Source organism: Streptomyces viridochromogenes DSM 40736, assembly GCF_000158955.1.
Lineage (GTDB): Bacteria > Actinomycetota > Actinomycetes > Streptomycetales > Streptomycetaceae > Streptomyces > Streptomyces venetus.
In genome coordinates this window covers 6,214,924-6,232,004 of sequence record NZ_GG657757.1, presented here as the reverse complement: position 1 = coordinate 6,232,004, position 17,081 = coordinate 6,214,924, and the positions used below count along the sequence as shown (strand labels likewise).

The window sequence follows — 17,081 nt, the reverse complement described above, 5'->3', positions numbered from 1 at the left end:
CGCGCCGAGGGCTCCCCCAGAGCCAACATCACCACGACCACCGGGTCAATCCGCCGTATTGGGTACGACCCGGGCGCGCGTTCAGGTGTCCGTGAGGAGGCTTTCCGCCAGGAACTCGCGTACGTGTGTGAGGACTTGTGCCCGGTCGGTGCCGCGCAGGCCGATCGCCACGTGGAGGGAGAGGCCGTCCAGCAGCGCCCGCAGCCGGACGGCGAACCGGTCCGGGTCGACGCGGCGGAACTCGCCGCGCGAGATGCCCTCGGCGAGCAGGGCGACCAGGTCGCGGTGCCAGGCGCCTTCGATGGCGGCCTGCCGGTCGCGGGCGTCCGCGTCGGCGGCAGCGGTCTGCGAGCGGTTCCAGACCTCCAGCCACAGCGTCCAGTGGGGGTCGCGGTGGCCGTCGGGGACGTACAGGTCGACGTAGGCGTCGAGGCGTTCGCGGGCGGGGGCGGCGCGGGTCAGCAGCCGTCCGCGCTCGGCGCCCAGCCGGCCCTCGCTCCACTCCAGGGTGCGCAGCAGCAGCTCGTCCTTGGAGCCGAAGTAGTACAGCAGGTGCCCGCTGCTCATGCCGACCTCGCGGCCGAGCGCCGCCATGGTGAGCTTCTCCAGGCCGCGCTCGGCGATCATTTCCATGGCTGCGGTGAGCACGTCCTCGCGGGGCGGGGCCGGCCTGCGCCCACCAGCCATCTGTGGCTCCTAGATCTTCGGCTGCTGCTGTGTGATGCAGTGGATTCCCCCACCACCGGCGAAGATCGTACGGGCATCCACCAGCGTTACCGTCCGCTCGGGGAACAGCCGCCGGAAGATGCCGGCCGCGATCTCGTCGCGCGGATCGTCGAAGCCGCACAGGACCACGCCGCCGTTGCAGAGGTAGTGGTTGATGTAGGAGTAGTCGGCCCAGTGGCCGTCCGTCTCCAGGGCGGTCGGCGCGGGGACCTCCACCACCTCCGGTCGGCGGCCCCGCGCGTCCGTCTGCGACTTCAGCAGCCCGATGACCTCCTTGGTCACCTCGTGGTCGGGGTGCGCCGGGTCCGGCTGGGAGTGCGCCACGACCACGCCGGGGCGGGCGAAGGCCGCGACGATGTCGACGTGGCCGAGGGTGCCGAATCCGTGCGGAGGGTAGTCGCCCGTCAGTCCGCGCGGCAGCCAGATGGCCTTGCGGGTGCCGAGTTGGGCGTGGATCTCGGCCTCGACCTCCTCGCGGCTCCACTGCGGGTTGCGCTCGGGGCCGAGCTGGACCGTCTCGGTCAGCAGCACCGTCCCCTCGCCGTCCACGTGGATGGCCCCGCCCTCGTTGACGAGCTTCGAGGCGTACGTCCGGGCCCCGGCGAGGTCCGCGATATGTGCGGCGACCTTCGCGTCGTGCTCCCAGCGGGCCCAGCTCTGGGCGCCCCAGCCGTTGAACGTCCAGTCGACGGCGGCCAGTTCACCTCTCCCGTTGGTCAGGAAGGTGGGGCCGATGTCGCGCATCCAGGCGTCGTCGAGCTCGCGTTCGACGGTGTCGATGTCCGGCCCCAGCAGCGCGGCGGCCCCGGCGGTCTGCCCGGGCCCGCACACCACCGTCACGGGCTCGAAGCGGCGCACCGCGCGGGCGACCGAGGCCCAGGCGATCCGGGCGGCGGCCAGGTCCTCCGGGTCGTCGAAGGTCGGGTTCGGGCCCGGCCAGGCCATCCAGGTGCGCTCGTGCGGGGCCCACTCGGCGGGCATGCGGAAGCCGTCGGCGGCTGCGGTCATCGTGGGGTCCTCAGAGGAAGTAGAGACGGTTGAGGGAGACGGACTCGGCGGGTTCGGAGCGCAGCGGCTCGCCGTCGAGGGTGACGAGGCCGGTGCGCTGGTCGACGTCGACGGCTCCGGTACGGGAGTTGAGGCGCAGGTCGGCCGGGCCGATCCCGCGGGTGCCGCGCACGGCGACCCGTCGGCGGCGGGTCGGCATGCCGTCGCGCCCCTGGTCCAGGGCTGCCTGGGCGACGAACGCCACCGAGATGTCGGCCGGTGTCCCCCCGTGCGCACCGAACTGCGGCCCCAGGACGAGGGGTTCGCAGGTGTCGGTCGCCGCGTTAGGGTCGCCGGTCACGCCGTAGGCCGGGAAGCCGGACTTCAGCACCAGTTGCGGTTTGGCGCCGAAGTACTCCGGGCGCCACAGCACGATGTCGGCGAGTTTGCCGACCTCCAGGGACCCGACCTCGTGCGCGAGGCCGTGTGCGAGGGCCGGGTTGATGGTCAGCTTGGCCATGTAGCGCAGGACGCGGTCGTTGTCGTGCTCGTCCGGGGCGCCGAACTCGGTCTTCATCTTCCCGGCCATGGCGAAGGTGCGGCGGACCGTCTCGCCCGCGCGGCCCATGCCCTGTGCGTCCGAGGAGGTGATGCCGATCGCGCCCAGGTCGTGCAGGACGTCCTCGGCGCCCATCGTCCCGGCACGGATGCGGTCGCGGGCCATGGCGGCATCGCCGGGCAGGTCGGTCTTGAGGTCGTGGACCGAGACGATCATGCCGTAGTGCTCGGCGACGGCGTCCCGGCCGAAGGGCAGGGTGGGGTTGGTGGAGGAGCCGATGACGTTCGGCACACCGGCCATCTTCAGGACGTTGGGGACGTGCCCGCCGCCGCAGCCCTCGATGTGGAAGGCGTGGATGGTGCGGCCCTCCAGCACCCGGAGGGTGTCCTCGACGGACAGGCACTCGTTCAGGCCGTCGCTGTGCAGGGCCACTTGGACGTCGTGCTCCTCGGCGACGCGCAGGGCGGTGTCCAGGGCGCGGGTGTGGGCGCCCATGTCCTCGTGCACCTTGAAGCCGCAGGCGCCGCCCTCGGCGAGGGCCTCCACCAGAGGAGCGGCGTGGGACGACGAACCCCGGCCCAGGAAGCCGATGTTGACGGGCCAGGCGTCGAACGCGCTGAACGCGTGCCGCAGCGCCCAGGGCGAGTTGACGCCGACGCCCCAGACCGGCCCGAACTCCTGCCCGATGATCGTGGTCACGCCGGAGGCGAGCGAGGCCTCCATGACGCGCGGCGACAGCAGGTGGACGTGGGTGTCGACGGCCCCGGCGGTGGCGATGAGGCCCTCGCCGGAGTAGATCGAGGTGCCGGTGCCGACGACCACGTCGACCCCGTCGAGGGTGTCGGGATTCCCGGCCCGCCCGATCGAGCAGATCCGGCCCTCACGGATGCCGATGGAGACCTTCCGGACGCCCTGCGCGGCGTCGATCACCACGACGTTGCTGATGACGGCGTCACAGGTCTCCCGGACCGCGGCGGCCCTGAGGTGCATTCCGTCGCGGGCGGTCTTGCCGAACCCGGCGAGGAACTCGTCGCCGGGGCGCTGGGAGTCGGACTCGACCTTGACGACCAGACCGGAGTCGCCCAGCCGGACGCGGTCGCCGGCCCGGGGGCCATGGGTGGCGGCGTACTCGTACGGGGTGAGGCGGCGGGCCTCGGCGGGGTGGCCTCCTGGGCGGCTCATCGCTCGTCCTCCTGGTCAGGTGTGTCCGGTACGCCGAGGTAGCCGCAGGCGGCGGCGCGGCGCAGTGCCTCCTCACGGGCGCCGGGTGCGTCCAGCGGCCCGTCGACGAGCCCCGCGAACCCGATCGCGACGCGCCGCCCCCCGATGGGCGCCAGCCCCACCGCGACGCTCTCCCCCGGCCCGAACCGCACGGAGGACCCGGCGGGCACGGCGAGCCGCATGCCGTAGGCCCTCCGGCGGTCGAAGTCGAGCCGTGGGTTGGCCTCGAAGAAGTGGAAGTGGGAGGTGACGGAGACCGGCACGGTCGCGGTGTTGGTGACCGTCAGCCGCTCGGCCGGCTCGGGTTCGGGGTGCCCCGGCCCGGGCAGCAGCGCGCCCGGAGCGTCCGGCGCCGAGCCGCCGCCGACGGGGTCGGAGACGACCGCGAGCCGGGAGCCGTCGTCGAAGACCGCCTCGACATGCACCTCGGTGACGACGTCGGCCACGCCGGGCAGGACGTCGTCGGGTCCGAGCACGGAGCGTGCGGCCTCGACGGCCTCAGCGAGCCGCTTGCCGTCCCGAGCGGCCTCGCACACCGTGTCGGCGATGAGCGCGGTCGCCTCGGGGACGTTGAGCCTCAGTCCCCTGGCCCTGCGGGCGCGGGCGAGCTCGGCGGCGCCGAAGAGCAGCAGCCGGTCGCGTTCGGTCGGGGTCAGCCGCATGTCACTCCCTCCATTTAGAGCATCACTCTAAACATGAAATTCCCTTGACCGAAAGGTTGACGGAGGGGCGACGCACACATCACATTGAACGTCGCTCTAACCAAGGGAGACCAGCATGCCGATGGAACAGCGCGGAGTCGACACCATCCCGGAGGAGGAGCGCACCAGCGGGCCGCGCGACCTCGTCACGATCCTGCTCGGCTCCAACCTCTGCCTGGGCGTGATCGTCTTCGGCTGGCTGCCGCCGTCCTTCGGCCTGGACTGGTGGTCGTCGGTCAGCGCGGTGCTCGCGGGCACGGTGGTGGGCGTGCTGTTCACGGCCCCGCTGGCGCTGGTGTCGCTGCGCACCGGCACCAACCTGTCGACCTCCTCCGGCGCCCAGTTCGGGGTGCGCGGGCGGCTGGTCGGCTCGGTGGTCGGGCTGCTGCTGGCCCTCGGCTACACCGCGCTGACGGTGTGGATCGGCGGGGACGTGATGGTGAGCGTGCTGGGGCGGCTGGCCGGGCTGCCCCAGGGCGGGGTGTCGTACGGCATCGTCTACGGGCTGCTCGCCGCGGCCACCGTCGCCGGCGCGGTGTACGGCTACCGGGTGCTGCTCGCCATGTCCCGGGTGCTGGCGTTCGGCATGACGGCACTGCTGGCGGTCGGTGTGATCGCCTACGCCCCCGGTTTCACCACGGCCGCGCTGCCGGAGACCGGCGGCTACCTGCTGGGCGGCTTCTGGCCGACGTGGCTGCTCGCGGCCGTGGCCGCCGGGCTGTCCGGACCGGTCGCCTTCATCACGCTGCTCGGCGACTACACCCGCTACATCTCCCCGGCCCGCCACTCCTCCCGGCGGGTACTGCACGCGACCTGGCTGGGGCTGGTGCTGGGGCTGCTGGTGCCGCAGCTCTTCGGCACCTTCACGGCGTTCGCGGCCCGGGCGGCGGCCGACTACGCGGGCCCGCTGGTCGCGGCGGCCCCCTCCTGGTACCTGGTCCCGCTGCTGCTCGCGGCGTCCGCGGGCTCGGTCGGCAACGCGGGTCTGATGCTGTACTCGATGGGCCTCGACCTGGACGCGATCCTGCCGCGCGCCTCCCGCGCCAGGGCCACGTACACGGTCGCCGTGGTGGCCACGGCCTGCGTCTTCGCCGGGCACTACTACTCGAGCGCGCAGAACGCGATGACGTCCTTCGTGCTGCTGCTGACCGCGATCGGCACACCCTGGGCGGTCATCACCCTCATCGGCTTCGCCCGCTGCGGCGGGGTGTACGACGCGGACGCCCTCCAGGTCTTCAACCGGCGCGCCCGGGGCGGCGTCTACTGGTACCGCGCCGGCTGGAACGTCCCGGCGACACTCTCCTGGGCCGCCGGAGCGACCGTCGGCGTCCTGGCGGTGTCCCTGCCGTCGTACGAGGGACCGCTGCTGGCCCTGACCGGCGGGGTGGACTGCAGTTTCGTGCTGTCGGGGCTGGTGGGCGGGGCAGCGTACGCACTGACGACCCCGGGCTCACTCAAGAGCGAGCCCGGGGCCGACGCCCCGACCGCGGCTTCCTGTCCGGCCGAGTCGGGGGGTGGGTGGGCATAGGCCCCGGGGATCCGGGGGCGGGGCGAGCCCCCGGCAACCAGGGCCATTCAGCCCAGCTGGTGCATCCACCCGTGCTTGTCCTCGGCCGTACCGCGCTGGATGTCGAGCAGGGCCTGGCGCAGCCGCGACGTGACTTCCCCCGGCTCTCCCCCACTCTGCTTCCACTCCGCCCCGGCCCGCTTCACCGTACCGACCGGCGTGATCACGGCGGCCGTCCCGCAGGCGAACACCTCGGTCAAAGACCCGTTCTCCGAGTCCCGCTGCCACTGCTCGACCGACACCCGGCCCTCCTCGGCCTCGTACCCGAGGTCACGGGCGACGGCGAGCAGGGAGTCCCGCGTGACACCCTCCAGGATCGACCCGGTGAGCGACGGCGTGACGATCCTGTCCCCGTACACGAAGTACAGGTTCATGCCGCCCAGCTCCTCGACCCACGTGTGCTCCACGGCGTCGAGGTAGCAGACCTGGTCGCACCCCTTGGCCGCGGCCTCGGCCTGCGCGAGCAGGGACGCCGCGTAGTTGCCGCCGGTCTTCGCGTCGCCCATGCCGCCGGGCACGGCCCGGACACGGTCCTCGGAGACCCAGATGGACACCGGCTTCACCCCGCCGGGGAAGTACGCGCCGGCCGGGGAGGCGATCACCAGGAACAGGTACTCGTTGGCCGGCTTCACGCCCAGGCCGACCTCGGTCGCGATCATGAACGGGCGCAGGTAGAGGGACTCCTCGCCGCCGTGCGCGGGGACCCACGCCTTGTCCTGCTTCACCAGCGCGTCGCACGCCTCGATGAACGTCTCGACCGGCAGCTCGGGCATCGCCAGCCGGCGCGCGGACCGCTGGAAGCGCTCGGCGTTCTTCTCCGGGCGGAACGTGGCGACCGAGCCGTCGGGACGGCGGTAGGCCTTGAGGCCCTCGAAGATCTCCTGCGCGTAGTGCAGGACCGTGGTGGCGGGGTCGAGGGAGATCGGCGCGTACGGCACGAGCTGACCGTCGTGCCAGCCGCGGCCCTCCGTCCACTTGATCGTCACCATGTGGTCGGTGAAGTGGCGGCCGAACCCGGGGTGGGCCAGGATCGCCTCGCGTTCTGCGGCGGAGAGGGGGTTGGCGGAGGGCTTGAGCTCGATCGTGGGCGTCGTCATGGGTTGATGTCCTTCACCGGTTGTAGTGACGGGCCGCGCTCGGTACTGCTCTGATGGTGACCAGTGCTAGGACGTCCGAGCATTCCCTCATTCCGCGGCCTCACGTTCGATTATCGCCCGGGGGCGGCGGCGGAAGGAACGGGGTGAATGCGACCCGGTGGTCGATGGTGGCACCCGGCGGGAACATGCGGAAGCCGCCGGGCGCGGATGCGACCCGGCGGCTTGGCGAGAAGCAGCGGCGGGTCAGCCGGCTACGCGTACGGCGAGCGCGTCGCCGATCTCCGAGGTGGAGCGGGCGGGCTTGCCGGTGCGCTCCGCGAGGTCGGCGGCGACCGCCGCGTCGATGCGGTCGGCCTCGGCCTCGTGGCCGAGGTGGCGCAGGAGCAGGGCGACGGACAGCACCGTGGCGCTCGGGTCGGCCTTGCCCTGGCCGGCGATGTCCGGGGCCGAGCCGTGCACGGGCTCGAACATGGACGGGAACTCCCCGGACGGGTTGATGTTGCCGGAGGCCGCCACGCCGATGCCGCCGGAGACGGCCGCGGCGAGGTCGGTGACGATGTCGCCGAAGAGGTTGTCGGTGACGATCACGTCGAAGCGCTCGGGCTGGGTGACCAGGTAGATGGTGGCCGCGTCGACGTGCATGTACTCGGTGGTGACCTCGGGGAACTCCTCGGCCACCTTGTTGAAGATGTTCGTCCACAGGTGACCCGCGAAGGTCAGCACGTTGTTCTTGTGGATCAGCGCCAGCTTCTTGCGGGGGCGGGCCTGGGCACGCGCGAAGGCGTCGCGGACCACGCGCTCGACACCGAAGGCCGTGTTCACGGAGACCTCGGTGGCGACCTCGTGCTCGGTGCCCTTGCGGATCGTGCCGCCGTTGCCGGTGTACGGGCCCTCGGTGCCCTCGCGGACCACGACGAAGTCGATCTGCGGCTCACCGGCCAGCGGGGTGGCGACGCCCGGCAGCAGCTTCGAGGGACGCAGGTTGACGTGGTGGTCGAAGGCGAAGCGGAGCCTCAGCAGGAAGCCGCGCTCCAGGACGCCGGACGGCACGCTCGGGTCGCCGATCGCGCCGAGCAGGATGGCGTCGTGCTGCTTCAGGGCGTCGAGGTCGGCGTCGGTGAGGGTCTCACCGGTGGCGTGGTAGCGCCGGGCGCCGAAGTCGTACTCCTTGGTCTCCAGCTTCACATCCTGCGGAAGGACGGCGGAGAGGACCTTCAGGCCTTCGGCCACGACCTCCTGGCCGATGCCGTCACCGGGGATCACTGCGAGATTGATGCTGCGAGACATGCGGGCACCCTACTCTTCGTCCCATGGGATGACACAAGGCGTCCGCGATACGGACACGTCGACCATCGTTCACCCGTATGTCGGACCGGTGTTGGGCCTCGCTGGGAAATTGACTCCCATGGAGACTCCCGACTTCGGCATCCCCCGGCGGCTCGCGGACCGGATGAGCATGGCGGAACAGTACGAGTATCTGCGGACGCGCCTGTCGCGCCGGCGCACGCTGGTGACGGCGGGCGCGGTGGCGAGCGGGCTGCTGACCGGCTGCGGCTCCGGTTCCGGTTCCGGTTCCGGCCAGGGCGGCGCCACGGCGACCGGGAGCCCGTCGCCGAGCACGTCGAAGGCGCCCGGCTCCTTCATCACGCCCTTCGGGCGCCATCTCGCCTTCGGCGCCGACCCGAAGACCCAGATGCGGATCTCCTGGCAGGTGCCGCTCGCGGTGAAGAAGCCGTACGTCCGGGTCGGCCTGCGCCCCGACGACCTGGGCCGCAAGGTCGAGGCCGAGCTGCGCGATCTGCACACCCCCGGGCTGAAGGGCGTTCGGCCGGCGGTCGAGCAGTACTACCTGCACGCGGCGCTCGACGGTCTGCGCCCGGGCACGACGTACTACTACGGCGTCGGTCACGAGGGCTTCGACCCGGCGTCCCCGAAGCACCGGTCGACCGTCACGACCTTCCGTACGGCACCGGCGAGCCCTCCGGAGCGGTTCGTGTTCACCGCGTTCGGCGACCAGGGCGTCGGCGAGGAGGCGGCCCTCAACGACCGCACGCTGCTGCGCCGGAACCCGGCCTTCCATCTGCACGCGGGTGACATCTGCTACGCCGATCCCACCGGCAAGGGCAAGGAGTCGGACGTCTTCGACGCCGGGCAGTGGGACCGGTTCCTCAAGCAGACCGAGCCGGTGGCCAGGTCGGTGCCGTGGATGGTGACGACCGGCAACCACGACATGGAGGCCTGGTACTCACCGGACGGCTACGGCGGACAGCTCGCCCGCTTCTCCCTGCCGGACAGCGGCTTCGACGCGCGCACGGCACCGGGGGTGTACGCCTTCACGTACGGCAACGTCGGCGTGGTGGCTCTGGACGCGAACGACGTGTCCTACGAGATCCCCGCCAACTTCGGCTACACGCAGGGGCGGCAGACGAAGTGGCTGGAGAAGAAGCTCGGCGAACTGCGGGCCGACGCCTCCGTCGACTTCGTCGTCGTCTTCTTCCACCACTGCGCCTACTCGACGTCCACGCACGCCTCCGACGGCGGGGTGCGCGCCGAGTGGCTGCCGCTGTTCGCGCAGCACGAGGTGGACCTGGTGATCAACGGGCACAACCACGTCTACGAGCGGACCGACGCCGTGAAGAACGGCGAGGTGGGCAGGCCGGTGCCGGTCGGCGGGACGACGGATCCGAGGCGGGACGGGATCGTGTACGTCACGGCGGGCGGCGGCGGCAAGGAGCTGTACGGCTTCCCCGACGGCGTGAAGGAGAGCTACGAGGGGAACATCGCCGACCGCGAGTCGGTCGCCACGTTCCGGTGGACCAAGTCCCAGGACACGAAGGCGGAGTCGGTGCAGTGGTCTCGCGTGCGCTACCGCGGCTTCTCGTTCCTGTCGGTGGAGGCCGTGAGCGGCGCCGCGCCGAGGCTGAAGGTGTCGGCGCTGGCGTCCAGCGGTGAGCGGATCGACCATTTCGAGGTGCGGCGCGGGGCGTGACACCCCGCACCGCGCCCCGTCGGGCGGCTCCCGGTTCCGGTGCGGCTCGCGGCTCAGTGGCCGCTGGATCCGCCGTTGTCCCTGCGGTCGAGGGCGCGCTGGAGCGCGGCGGCGGCGTTCTTGCGGTCGGACTCGCTCATGCGGGAGACGTGGCGGACTCGGCGGCGGACGGTCGTCTCGGCCATGGGAAATCGACTCCTTCGACAGCGTGGAGCGCGGAGAGGGATACGAGACGCCGGAGGGGCGGGGAGCGGTGCCGCAGGGGTTGCCTGCACGGGGCCCGGCTCACGACCGCCATTCGCTTGGTCGAGCGAGACGTTCGGCTCCTACAAAAGTAAGGGAGGCGGGAGCGTCTGTCTCCACAATTACTCGGACTTCCTACTATCTGAGACGGTGGACCAGGTCACACCGCGCTGACCTGCGGTGATTTCTAGAGCACGTCGCCGTCACGCCAGTCGAAGACCAGCTCGTGCGCCGGGTCGAGCGGACCGGCGAGGGCGGGCCGTACGTACGTGCTGTCCTCTTCCTCCGGCAGCCGGACGACGCCGTCCCGCGGGTTGAGGGCGTGCACCTGGCCGCGCCAGAGCCGCCAGCCCCGGGAGGTGTAGAGCCGGGCGCCGTCTTCGCTCGCGGAGAGGGCGCCGAAGTCGTAGGCGCGGTCGACGACGCGTTCCAGTTCCGCCATGACCCGCCCGCCGAGGCCGGTGCGGCGGACGTCGGCGCGGACGGCGACGTTCTCGACATACCCGGCCCGCAGCCACCGGCCACGGTGCCGCACCCGGCGCATCACGACCGCCCCGTGCGCGGCGAGACCGGAGGCGTCGTACACGAGGGCGTGCATGCCGCCGAGGCCGTGGTCCCAGTCCTCGTCACCGAAGTCACCGTCGAACGCGGCGTCCAGCAGGGCCCGTACGGCGTGGAGGTCGGCGGGGGCGAGGTCGGCGGTGTGGGCGGTGTGCGCTCGGGTGGTCATCGGCCCAGTATGCGAACGGACGGGGCAGCCCTCGACCGATTATCGGAGCACTGCCGCCCTACCGGTGTTTTTCCGCCGGACATGCCGACGGGCCAGGTCTGTTCGACCTGGCCCGTCGGTTGCGCGGGGGCTCAGCCCATGTGCGGGTACGTGTAGTCGGTCGGCGGGACCAGCGTCTCCTTGATGGCGCGGGTCAGGGTCCAGCGCATCAGGTTCTGCGGGGCGCCGGCCTTGTCGTTGGTGCCGGAGGCGCGGCCGCCGCCGAAGGGCTGCTGGCCGACGACGGCGCCGGTCGACTTGTCGTTGATGTAGAAGTTGCCGGCCGCGTAGCGGAGCTTGTCCGCCGTGTAGGCGGCCGCGGCGCGGTCGTTCGCGATGACCGAGCCGGTCAGGGCGTAGTCGGAGACGGACTCCATCTGGGTCAGCATCTCGTCGTACTTGTCGTCCTCGTAGACGTGCACGGCGATGATCGGGCCGAAGTACTCGGTGCGGAACACCTCGTTCTCCGGGTCGGTGCACTCGATGACGGTCGGGCGGACGAAGTAGCCCTCGGAGTCGTCGTAGGTGCCGCCCGCGACGATCGTGCAGGTGGCGTCCTGCTTGGCGCGGTCGATGGCGGCCTTGTTCTTGGCGAAGGCACGCTCGTCGATGACGGCGCCGATGAAGTTCGACAGGTCGCTGACGTCACCCATCTTGATGCCGTCGACCTCGGCCGCGAGCGCCTCCTTGAAGCCCGAGTTCCAGATCGAGGCCGGGATGTACGCCCGGGAGGTGGCGCTGCACTTCTGGCCCTGGAACTCGAAGGCACCGCGAGTGAACGCCGTCTTCAGGATCGCCGGGTCGGCCGACGGGTGGGCGACGAGGAAGTCCTTGCCGCCGGTCTCGCCGACGAGGCGCGGGTAGGTGCGGTACTTCTCGATGTTGTTGCCGACCGTCTTCCACAGGTACTGGAAGGTCTTGGTCGAGCCGGTGAAGTGGATGCCGGCGAGGTCGCGGTGCTCCAGGGCGACCTTGGAGACCTCGATGCCGTCGCCGGTGACGAGGTTGATGACGCCCTTGGGCAGACCGGCCTCCTCCAGGAGCTGCATGAGCAGCACGGCGGCGTGGGTCTGCGTCGGGGACGGCTTCCAGACGACGACGTTGCCCATCAGGGCGGGGGCCGTCGGGAGGTTGCCCGCGATGGCGGTGAAGTTGAAGGGCGTGATCGCGTAGACGAAGCCCTCCAGCGGGCGGTGGTCCAGACGGTTCCACACGCCCGGCGAGTTCGCCGGGGGCTGCTCGGCGAGCAGCTTGCGGGCGTAGGAGACGTTGAACCGCCAGAAGTCGATGAGCTCGCAGGGCGTGTCGATCTCGGCCTGCTGGGCGGTCTTGGACTGACCGAGCATGGTGGAGGCGGCGAGCGTCTCGCGCCAGGGGCCGGACAGCAGCTCGGCGGCGCGCAGGATGATCGCCGCGCGGTCGTCGAAGGACATGGCGCGCCAGGCGGGCGCGGCGGCCAGGGCCGCGTCGATGGCGTCCTGGGCGTCCGCCTGCGTGGCGTTGCGGTACGTGCCGAGCACGGCCCGGTGGTTGTGCGGCTGGACGACCTGGAAGGCCTCGCCGCCGCCCATCCGCTTCTCGCCGCCGATGGTGCAGGGCAGGTCGACGGGGTTGTCGGCCAGCTCCTTCAGCTTGGCCTCCAGGCGGGCCCGCTCGGGCGAGCCGGGGGCGTAGCCGTGCACCGGCTCGTTGACGGGGGTGGGGACCTGGGTCACAGCGTCCATGTTTTCCGTAACTCCTTACTGAGCGGTGTTTCGGTCTCGGCCCTTGACGGGCTCTCGGCCCTTGTCGGGCCCTCAGCCCTTGGTGAGCATCGAGCGGGCGAAGAAGCGCAGGTTGGCCGGCTTCTCCGCGAGACGCCTCATGAAGTAGCCGTACCAGTCGGTGCCGTACGCGGTGTAGACGCGCATGCGGTGGCCTTCGGCGGCGAGGCGGGACTGCTCCTCGCCGCGGATGCCGTAGAGCATCTGGAACTCGTACTCGTCGAGCTTGCGCCCGGCCTGGTGGGCGAGCTCCTGGCCGATGGCGATCAGGCGGGGATCGTGGGACCCGATCATCGGGTACCCCTCCCCTTGCATCAACGTCCGGAGGATCCGGACGTATGCCCGGTCGATCTCGTGTTTGTCCAGGTACGCGACCGAGGCGGGCTCCTTGTACGCGCCCTTGACCAGGCGGACCCGGCTGCCGTTCGCGGCGAGGCGGCGGGCGTCGGCCTCGGTGCGGAAGAGGTACGCCTGGATGACGCAGCCGGTCTGCGGGAAGTCCTTCCGCAGTTCCTCGTGGATGGCGAACATCGAGTCGAGGGTGGTGTGGTCCTCGGCGTCCAGGGTGACCGTGGTGCCGATCTCGGCGGCGGCCTCGACGACCGGGCGGACGTTGGAGAGGGCCAGTTCGTGACCGCCGGCCAGGGCCTGCCCGAACATCGACAGCTTCACCGACATCTCGGCGCGGGTGCCGAGCTCCAGCGGCTTCAGGCGGTCGATCAGCTCCAGATAGGAGTCCCGGGCGGCGGCGGCCTGCGCCGGGTTGGTGATGTCCTCGCCGACGACGTCCATCGTCAGCTCCAGACCCCGCTCGGCGAGACCCTGGACGACCGGGACGATGTCGTCGACGTCCTCGCCCGGGATGAAGCGGTCGACGACCTGCTTGGTCACCGGGGCCGCCGAGATCAGGCGTCGCATCCGGTCGCTGCGAGACGCGGCGAGAATCACGGGACCCAGCACGGGGCACCTCCAGAGCACAACCAACGGATGGCCGGACACCGAGCGGATGACGCCTCGGGTACGGCACGGAGAACCACCGTGAAACCTAAGGATCCCTCCGATCGTGAGCCATCGACAGCTGTCACGCATCCGTGCCGCAGATCTCAGACAGATGTATGAAGGGTCCCCTCGGGTGCGCGACAATGCCCGCATGACGTCGGAACACCGGGGCGACTACGAGGAGCTGGTCGACGAGATCTCGGAGCTGCTCGGGGCGCCCGCGACACTGGAGAACCGGGACTTCGAGCTGATCGCCTTCGGCGCCTACGACAGTGAGGGCGAGCTCGATGCCTCGGCCCTGGACCCGGTGCGCACCCGCTCGATCCTCACCCGCCGCTCGACAGCGGCCGTCCGGGCCTGGTTCGAGGGCTTCGGCATCACCCGCGCGACCGGTCCGGTGCGGATCCCGCCGACGCCGGAGGCCGGGGTGTACCGGGGGCGGATCTGCCTGCCCGTCCGCCACCGGGGTGTGGTCCACGGTTACGTCTGGCTCCTGGACGACGATCCGGGGCCGAGCGAGCGCCAGCTGTCCGCCGCCATGCTGGTCACAGCCCGCATCGGCGCCCTGCTCGCGGACGAGGCGCAGCACGGTGCCGACCTCAGCCGCGAACTGCGGGCGGTGCTCACTGCGGAGCGCGACTGGCAGCGGGACATGGCCATCGCGGAACTCCGCACCGCCCTCGGCACCCGCGCCGACGGCCCGCACACGATGGTGTGTGTCGCTCCCTGGCCGTCGGCGGACCCGGACGACGCGCCGTCGGGCCGTGCCGTACCGGGCGCGACAGCGCTGTGCACGCTGCCGTGGGGGGCGTCGGGCCAGTGCGTGGCAGTGCTGATCCGCTTGCGCTCGACGGATGTCCTGACTCCGGCGACGACGGCGGCGGGGCGGTTGCTGGAGCGGGCGCGCGGGGGGAGCGGGCCGGGCGACCGGCCGCCGGGCACAGGGGGCGGAGCGGCCTCCCGTGGGCCGTCCGCCGGTGTCGCCACTCCCCGCTCCGGCCTCGCCGACCTGGGCACCGCCTGGCGGGAGGCGTCGGCGGCAGCACGGGCGGCCCTCGCGGAATCCCGGCTGGGACCTGTCGCCCCTTGGGCGGCGATCGGGCCGTTCCGGCTGCTCACCGCGCTGCCGCCGGACGTCGCCCGTGACCCCGCCGTGCACGCCCTCCTCGTCCCCGTGCACCAGGAGCTCGCCCGTACCGCCGAGGTCTACCTCGACTGCGCGGGCCAGGCCGCCCGCGCCGCCGCCGAGCTCGGCATCCACCGCCAGACCCTGTACTACCGCCTCTCCCGGATCGAGAAGCTCACCGGCCTCGACCTGGACGACGGCGAGGACCGCCTCCTGCTGCACATGACCCTGAAGGCACACCGACTCTGAGGGACCTGCCCGGATGCCGCTGCTGCTGCTCGGCCGGGGAGTGGCCGAGGGCGTCCCGAACCTGATTGTTGAAAACGATTATCAATGCTACGGTCGGGCGCATCCCCTTGACCACCCTTTTACCCGGAGGGCCCCGTGCGCCTGCCCGCTCGCCGCCTGCTCCCCGCCACCGCCCTCACCGCCGCCTCCGCCCTGCTCACCGGCTGCTTCACCGGCACGGAGCAGACCACGGACGCCTCCGGGCCCGGAGGGAAACGCATACGCGTCGCCATGCTCCAGCCACCCCGCTCCGGCCTCTCCCCGCTCTCCGACGACGCGTTCAAGCTGTCGCGCTGGTCCACCGCCGAGACCCTGGTCGAGCTCGACGAGGAGGGCGACGCGCGACCCGCCCTGGCCACCGAGTGGAGGCGGTCCGGCAGAAGCTGGACCTTCACCCTGCGCGACGGAGTGACGTTCCACGACGGCACGAAGCTCACCCCCGAGACCGTCGTCGAGTCCCTCACCAGGGCCGCCGGCGCCTCCCCCAAGCCCCGCATCCTCGACGGCGTCGACCTGACCGCGAAGGCCGACGGCGACCGGGTCACCGTCACCACCGCCACCGAAGACCCCCTGGTCCCGCAGCGGCTGAGCTCCCCTCAGCTGGCGATCCTGGCGGCCAAGGCGTACCGGGGGAAGACGGTCGACCCCGTCGGCGCCGGCACCGGCCCGTTCGAGCTCACGAAGGTCGACGGCACCTCCTCCGCCACCCTCGACCGCTACGACGGCTACTGGGGCGGGAAGGCCAAGTCCCCCGGCATCGACGTCACGTTCGTCCCGGACGGCACCGCCCGCGCCGCGGCGCTGCGCAGCGGCGAGGCCGACATCGTCGAGGCGATCCCCGTCTCGCAGGCCGCCGTCCTCGACCAGGACCTCGTCACCGAGGTCCCCATGCCGCGCACCAACACCCTCTACCTCAATACGGAGAAGGGCGCCTTCAAGAACCCCGCCCTGCGCGCCGCCGCCCGCGAGGCCGTCGACGCCGAGGCGATCGTGAAGGGGGTGTACGAGGGCCGCGCCGACGTCGCCGAGGGGCTGCTCGGGCCCGCCCTGCCCTGGGCCGCCGGGCTGCGCACCCCCGTCGAGCACACCGAGGCGGGCGATCCGGCCGGCAGGACCGTCACCATCGGCACGTACACCGACCGCTCCGAGATGCCCGAGGTGGCCGCCGCGCTGCAACAGCAGCTTCAGCAGGCCGGATTCAGGGTGAAGCTGGACGTGCGCGAGTACGCGAACATCGAGTCCGACGCGCTCGCCGGCCGCTTCGACGCGTTCGTCCTCTCCCGGGCCACCGTCCTGGACTCGGGGGACCCGGCCGCCTATCTGTACAGCGACTTCGCCTCCGACGGCACCTTCAACCTCTCGCACCTCACCGACGCGGGCATCGACGAGGCGCTGAAGAAGGCCGCCGGCACCCCGGCCGGCGACGCCCGCCGCAGGGCGGTCGTCGAGGCCGAGGCCGCCGTCCTGGCCCAGGACGCGGCCGTCCCGATGCTCCACGAACGTGTGATCCAGGGCGACGCCGCCGCGGTCGTGGGCGCCGCCCACGACCCGCGCGAGCGCGAGCTCGTCACGGCGGACACGTACGTCAAGTGAGGTCCCTCGCGAAGAACGCGGCCTGGCTGACCCGTTGCGCCGGCCTCCTCGCCGTCCTGGCCGCCGTCGGGCTGCTGCCCTGGCTCTCCCACCGCGACCCGGCGCTCACCGTGCTGCGTGCCCGGTCGGCCGAGCGGGAGGCGACCCCGGAGGCACTGGCCGCGATCCGCGCGGACCTCGGGCTGGACGCCGGTCCCCTGTCCCTGCTGGGGCGTTGGGCCGGGGACCTGCTGCGCGGGGACCTGGGCACCTCCTGGGTCTCGGGCCATGACGTCCTGCCGTCCGTGCTCACCGGGCTCCAGGTGTCGCTGGCCCTGATGGGCGCGGCCCTCGGCGTGGCGGTGCTGCTGGCCGCCGCGCTGGTCGCGCCGGTGCTGGTGCGCGGACACGGCTCGGCCGGGGCGTTCGCCGCGATGCTCGCGGCCGTACCGGAGTTCCTGCTGGCCACGGTCG

General features: G+C 71.8%; 14 protein-coding genes and 1 pseudogene. 5 read left to right on the top strand and 10 right to left on the bottom strand.

The window, feature by feature from the left end:
* Positions 1-81: 81 nt before the first annotated feature.
* From SSQG_RS27580 to ureA, 4 genes are read right to left on the bottom strand one after another with little or no spacing between them, the layout of a single operon-like run.
* A complete protein-coding gene (locus SSQG_RS27580) occupies positions 82-687 on the bottom strand; it encodes a TetR/AcrR family transcriptional regulator (protein ID WP_003993168.1) in 606 nt (201 codons plus the stop codon).
* A 9-nt stretch (positions 688-696) separates the two neighbouring features.
* Complete coding sequence (locus tag SSQG_RS27575) at positions 697-1,734, bottom strand: agmatine deiminase family protein (protein WP_003993167.1); 1,038 nt, start codon at positions 1,732-1,734, stop codon at positions 697-699.
* Positions 1,735-1,744: 10 nt separating this feature from the next.
* Positions 1,745-3,454, bottom strand: coding sequence for an urease subunit alpha (locus tag SSQG_RS27570; RefSeq protein ID WP_003993166.1), 1,710 nt, complete (start codon positions 3,452-3,454; stop codon positions 1,745-1,747).
* Positions 3,451-4,155 carry an urease subunit gamma gene (ureA, locus tag SSQG_RS27565; protein WP_003993165.1) on the bottom strand — a complete coding sequence of 235 codons (705 nt, stop codon included), beginning with the start codon at positions 4,153-4,155 and terminating at the stop codon, positions 3,451-3,453. The genes SSQG_RS27570 and ureA overlap by 4 nt, the downstream gene beginning before the upstream one ends.
* A 115-nt stretch (positions 4,156-4,270) precedes the next feature.
* On the opposite strand from ureA, the gene SSQG_RS27560 reads away from it, so the two are divergent.
* A complete protein-coding gene (locus SSQG_RS27560; protein ID WP_003993164.1) occupies positions 4,271-5,722 on the top strand; it encodes a cytosine permease in 1,452 nt (483 codons plus the stop codon).
* Positions 5,723-5,769: 47 nt separating this feature from the next.
* Here SSQG_RS27560 and SSQG_RS27555 read toward each other — a convergent pair whose 3' ends face one another.
* Both SSQG_RS27555 and SSQG_RS27550 read right to left on the bottom strand, forming a co-directional pair.
* Positions 5,770-6,858, bottom strand: a complete 1,089-nt coding sequence (locus SSQG_RS27555; protein WP_003993163.1) for a branched-chain amino acid aminotransferase — start codon at positions 6,856-6,858, stop codon at positions 5,770-5,772.
* A 243-nt stretch (positions 6,859-7,101) separates the two neighbouring features.
* The gene (locus SSQG_RS27550; RefSeq protein ID WP_003993162.1) at positions 7,102-8,145 is read right to left on the bottom strand and encodes a 3-isopropylmalate dehydrogenase; all 1,044 of its coding nucleotides are present in this window, start codon (positions 8,143-8,145) and stop codon (positions 7,102-7,104) included.
* A gap of 118 nt (positions 8,146-8,263) precedes the next feature.
* Between SSQG_RS27550 and SSQG_RS27545 the strand changes: the two genes are divergently transcribed.
* Positions 8,264-9,847 carry a purple acid phosphatase family protein gene (locus SSQG_RS27545; protein ID WP_003993161.1) on the top strand — a complete coding sequence of 528 codons (1,584 nt, stop codon included), beginning with the start codon at positions 8,264-8,266 and terminating at the stop codon, positions 9,845-9,847.
* A 53-nt stretch (positions 9,848-9,900) separates the two neighbouring features.
* On the opposite strand, the gene SSQG_RS43550 is transcribed toward SSQG_RS27545, so the two are convergent.
* The 4 genes from SSQG_RS43550 to SSQG_RS27530 all read right to left on the bottom strand — a co-directional run bounded on the left by SSQG_RS43550 (position 9,901) and on the right by SSQG_RS27530 (position 13,582).
* Positions 9,901-10,032: a hypothetical protein gene (locus SSQG_RS43550; protein ID WP_086025117.1), complete on the bottom strand. Its 132-nt coding sequence runs from the start codon at positions 10,030-10,032 to the stop codon at positions 9,901-9,903.
* A gap of 245 nt (positions 10,033-10,277) precedes the next feature.
* Complete coding sequence (locus SSQG_RS27540; protein WP_003993160.1) at positions 10,278-10,820, bottom strand: GNAT family N-acetyltransferase; 543 nt, start codon at positions 10,818-10,820, stop codon at positions 10,278-10,280.
* A gap of 131 nt (positions 10,821-10,951) precedes the next feature.
* Complete coding sequence (gene pruA / locus SSQG_RS27535) at positions 10,952-12,583, bottom strand: L-glutamate gamma-semialdehyde dehydrogenase (protein WP_003993159.1); 1,632 nt, start codon at positions 12,581-12,583, stop codon at positions 10,952-10,954.
* A gap of 72 nt (positions 12,584-12,655) precedes the next feature.
* Positions 12,656-13,582, bottom strand: coding sequence for a proline dehydrogenase family protein (locus SSQG_RS27530; protein WP_003993158.1), 927 nt, complete (start codon positions 13,580-13,582; stop codon positions 12,656-12,658).
* 190 nt (positions 13,583-13,772) lie between these two features.
* Here SSQG_RS27530 and SSQG_RS27525 point away from each other — a divergent pair, with 190 nt between their 5' ends.
* From SSQG_RS27525 to SSQG_RS27515, 3 genes and pseudogenes are all read left to right on the top strand, one after another.
* Complete coding sequence (locus tag SSQG_RS27525) at positions 13,773-14,996, top strand: PucR family transcriptional regulator (protein ID WP_039933725.1); 1,224 nt, start codon at positions 13,773-13,775, stop codon at positions 14,994-14,996.
* A 135-nt stretch (positions 14,997-15,131) separates the two neighbouring features.
* Positions 15,132-16,628, top strand: a complete 1,497-nt coding sequence (locus tag SSQG_RS27520) for an ABC transporter substrate-binding protein (RefSeq protein WP_003993156.1) — start codon at positions 15,132-15,134, stop codon at positions 16,626-16,628.
* Positions 16,625-17,081: pseudogene (locus tag SSQG_RS27515) on the top strand (ABC transporter permease subunit); the annotation flags it as partial. The gene SSQG_RS27520 and the pseudogene SSQG_RS27515, both read left to right, overlap by 4 nt.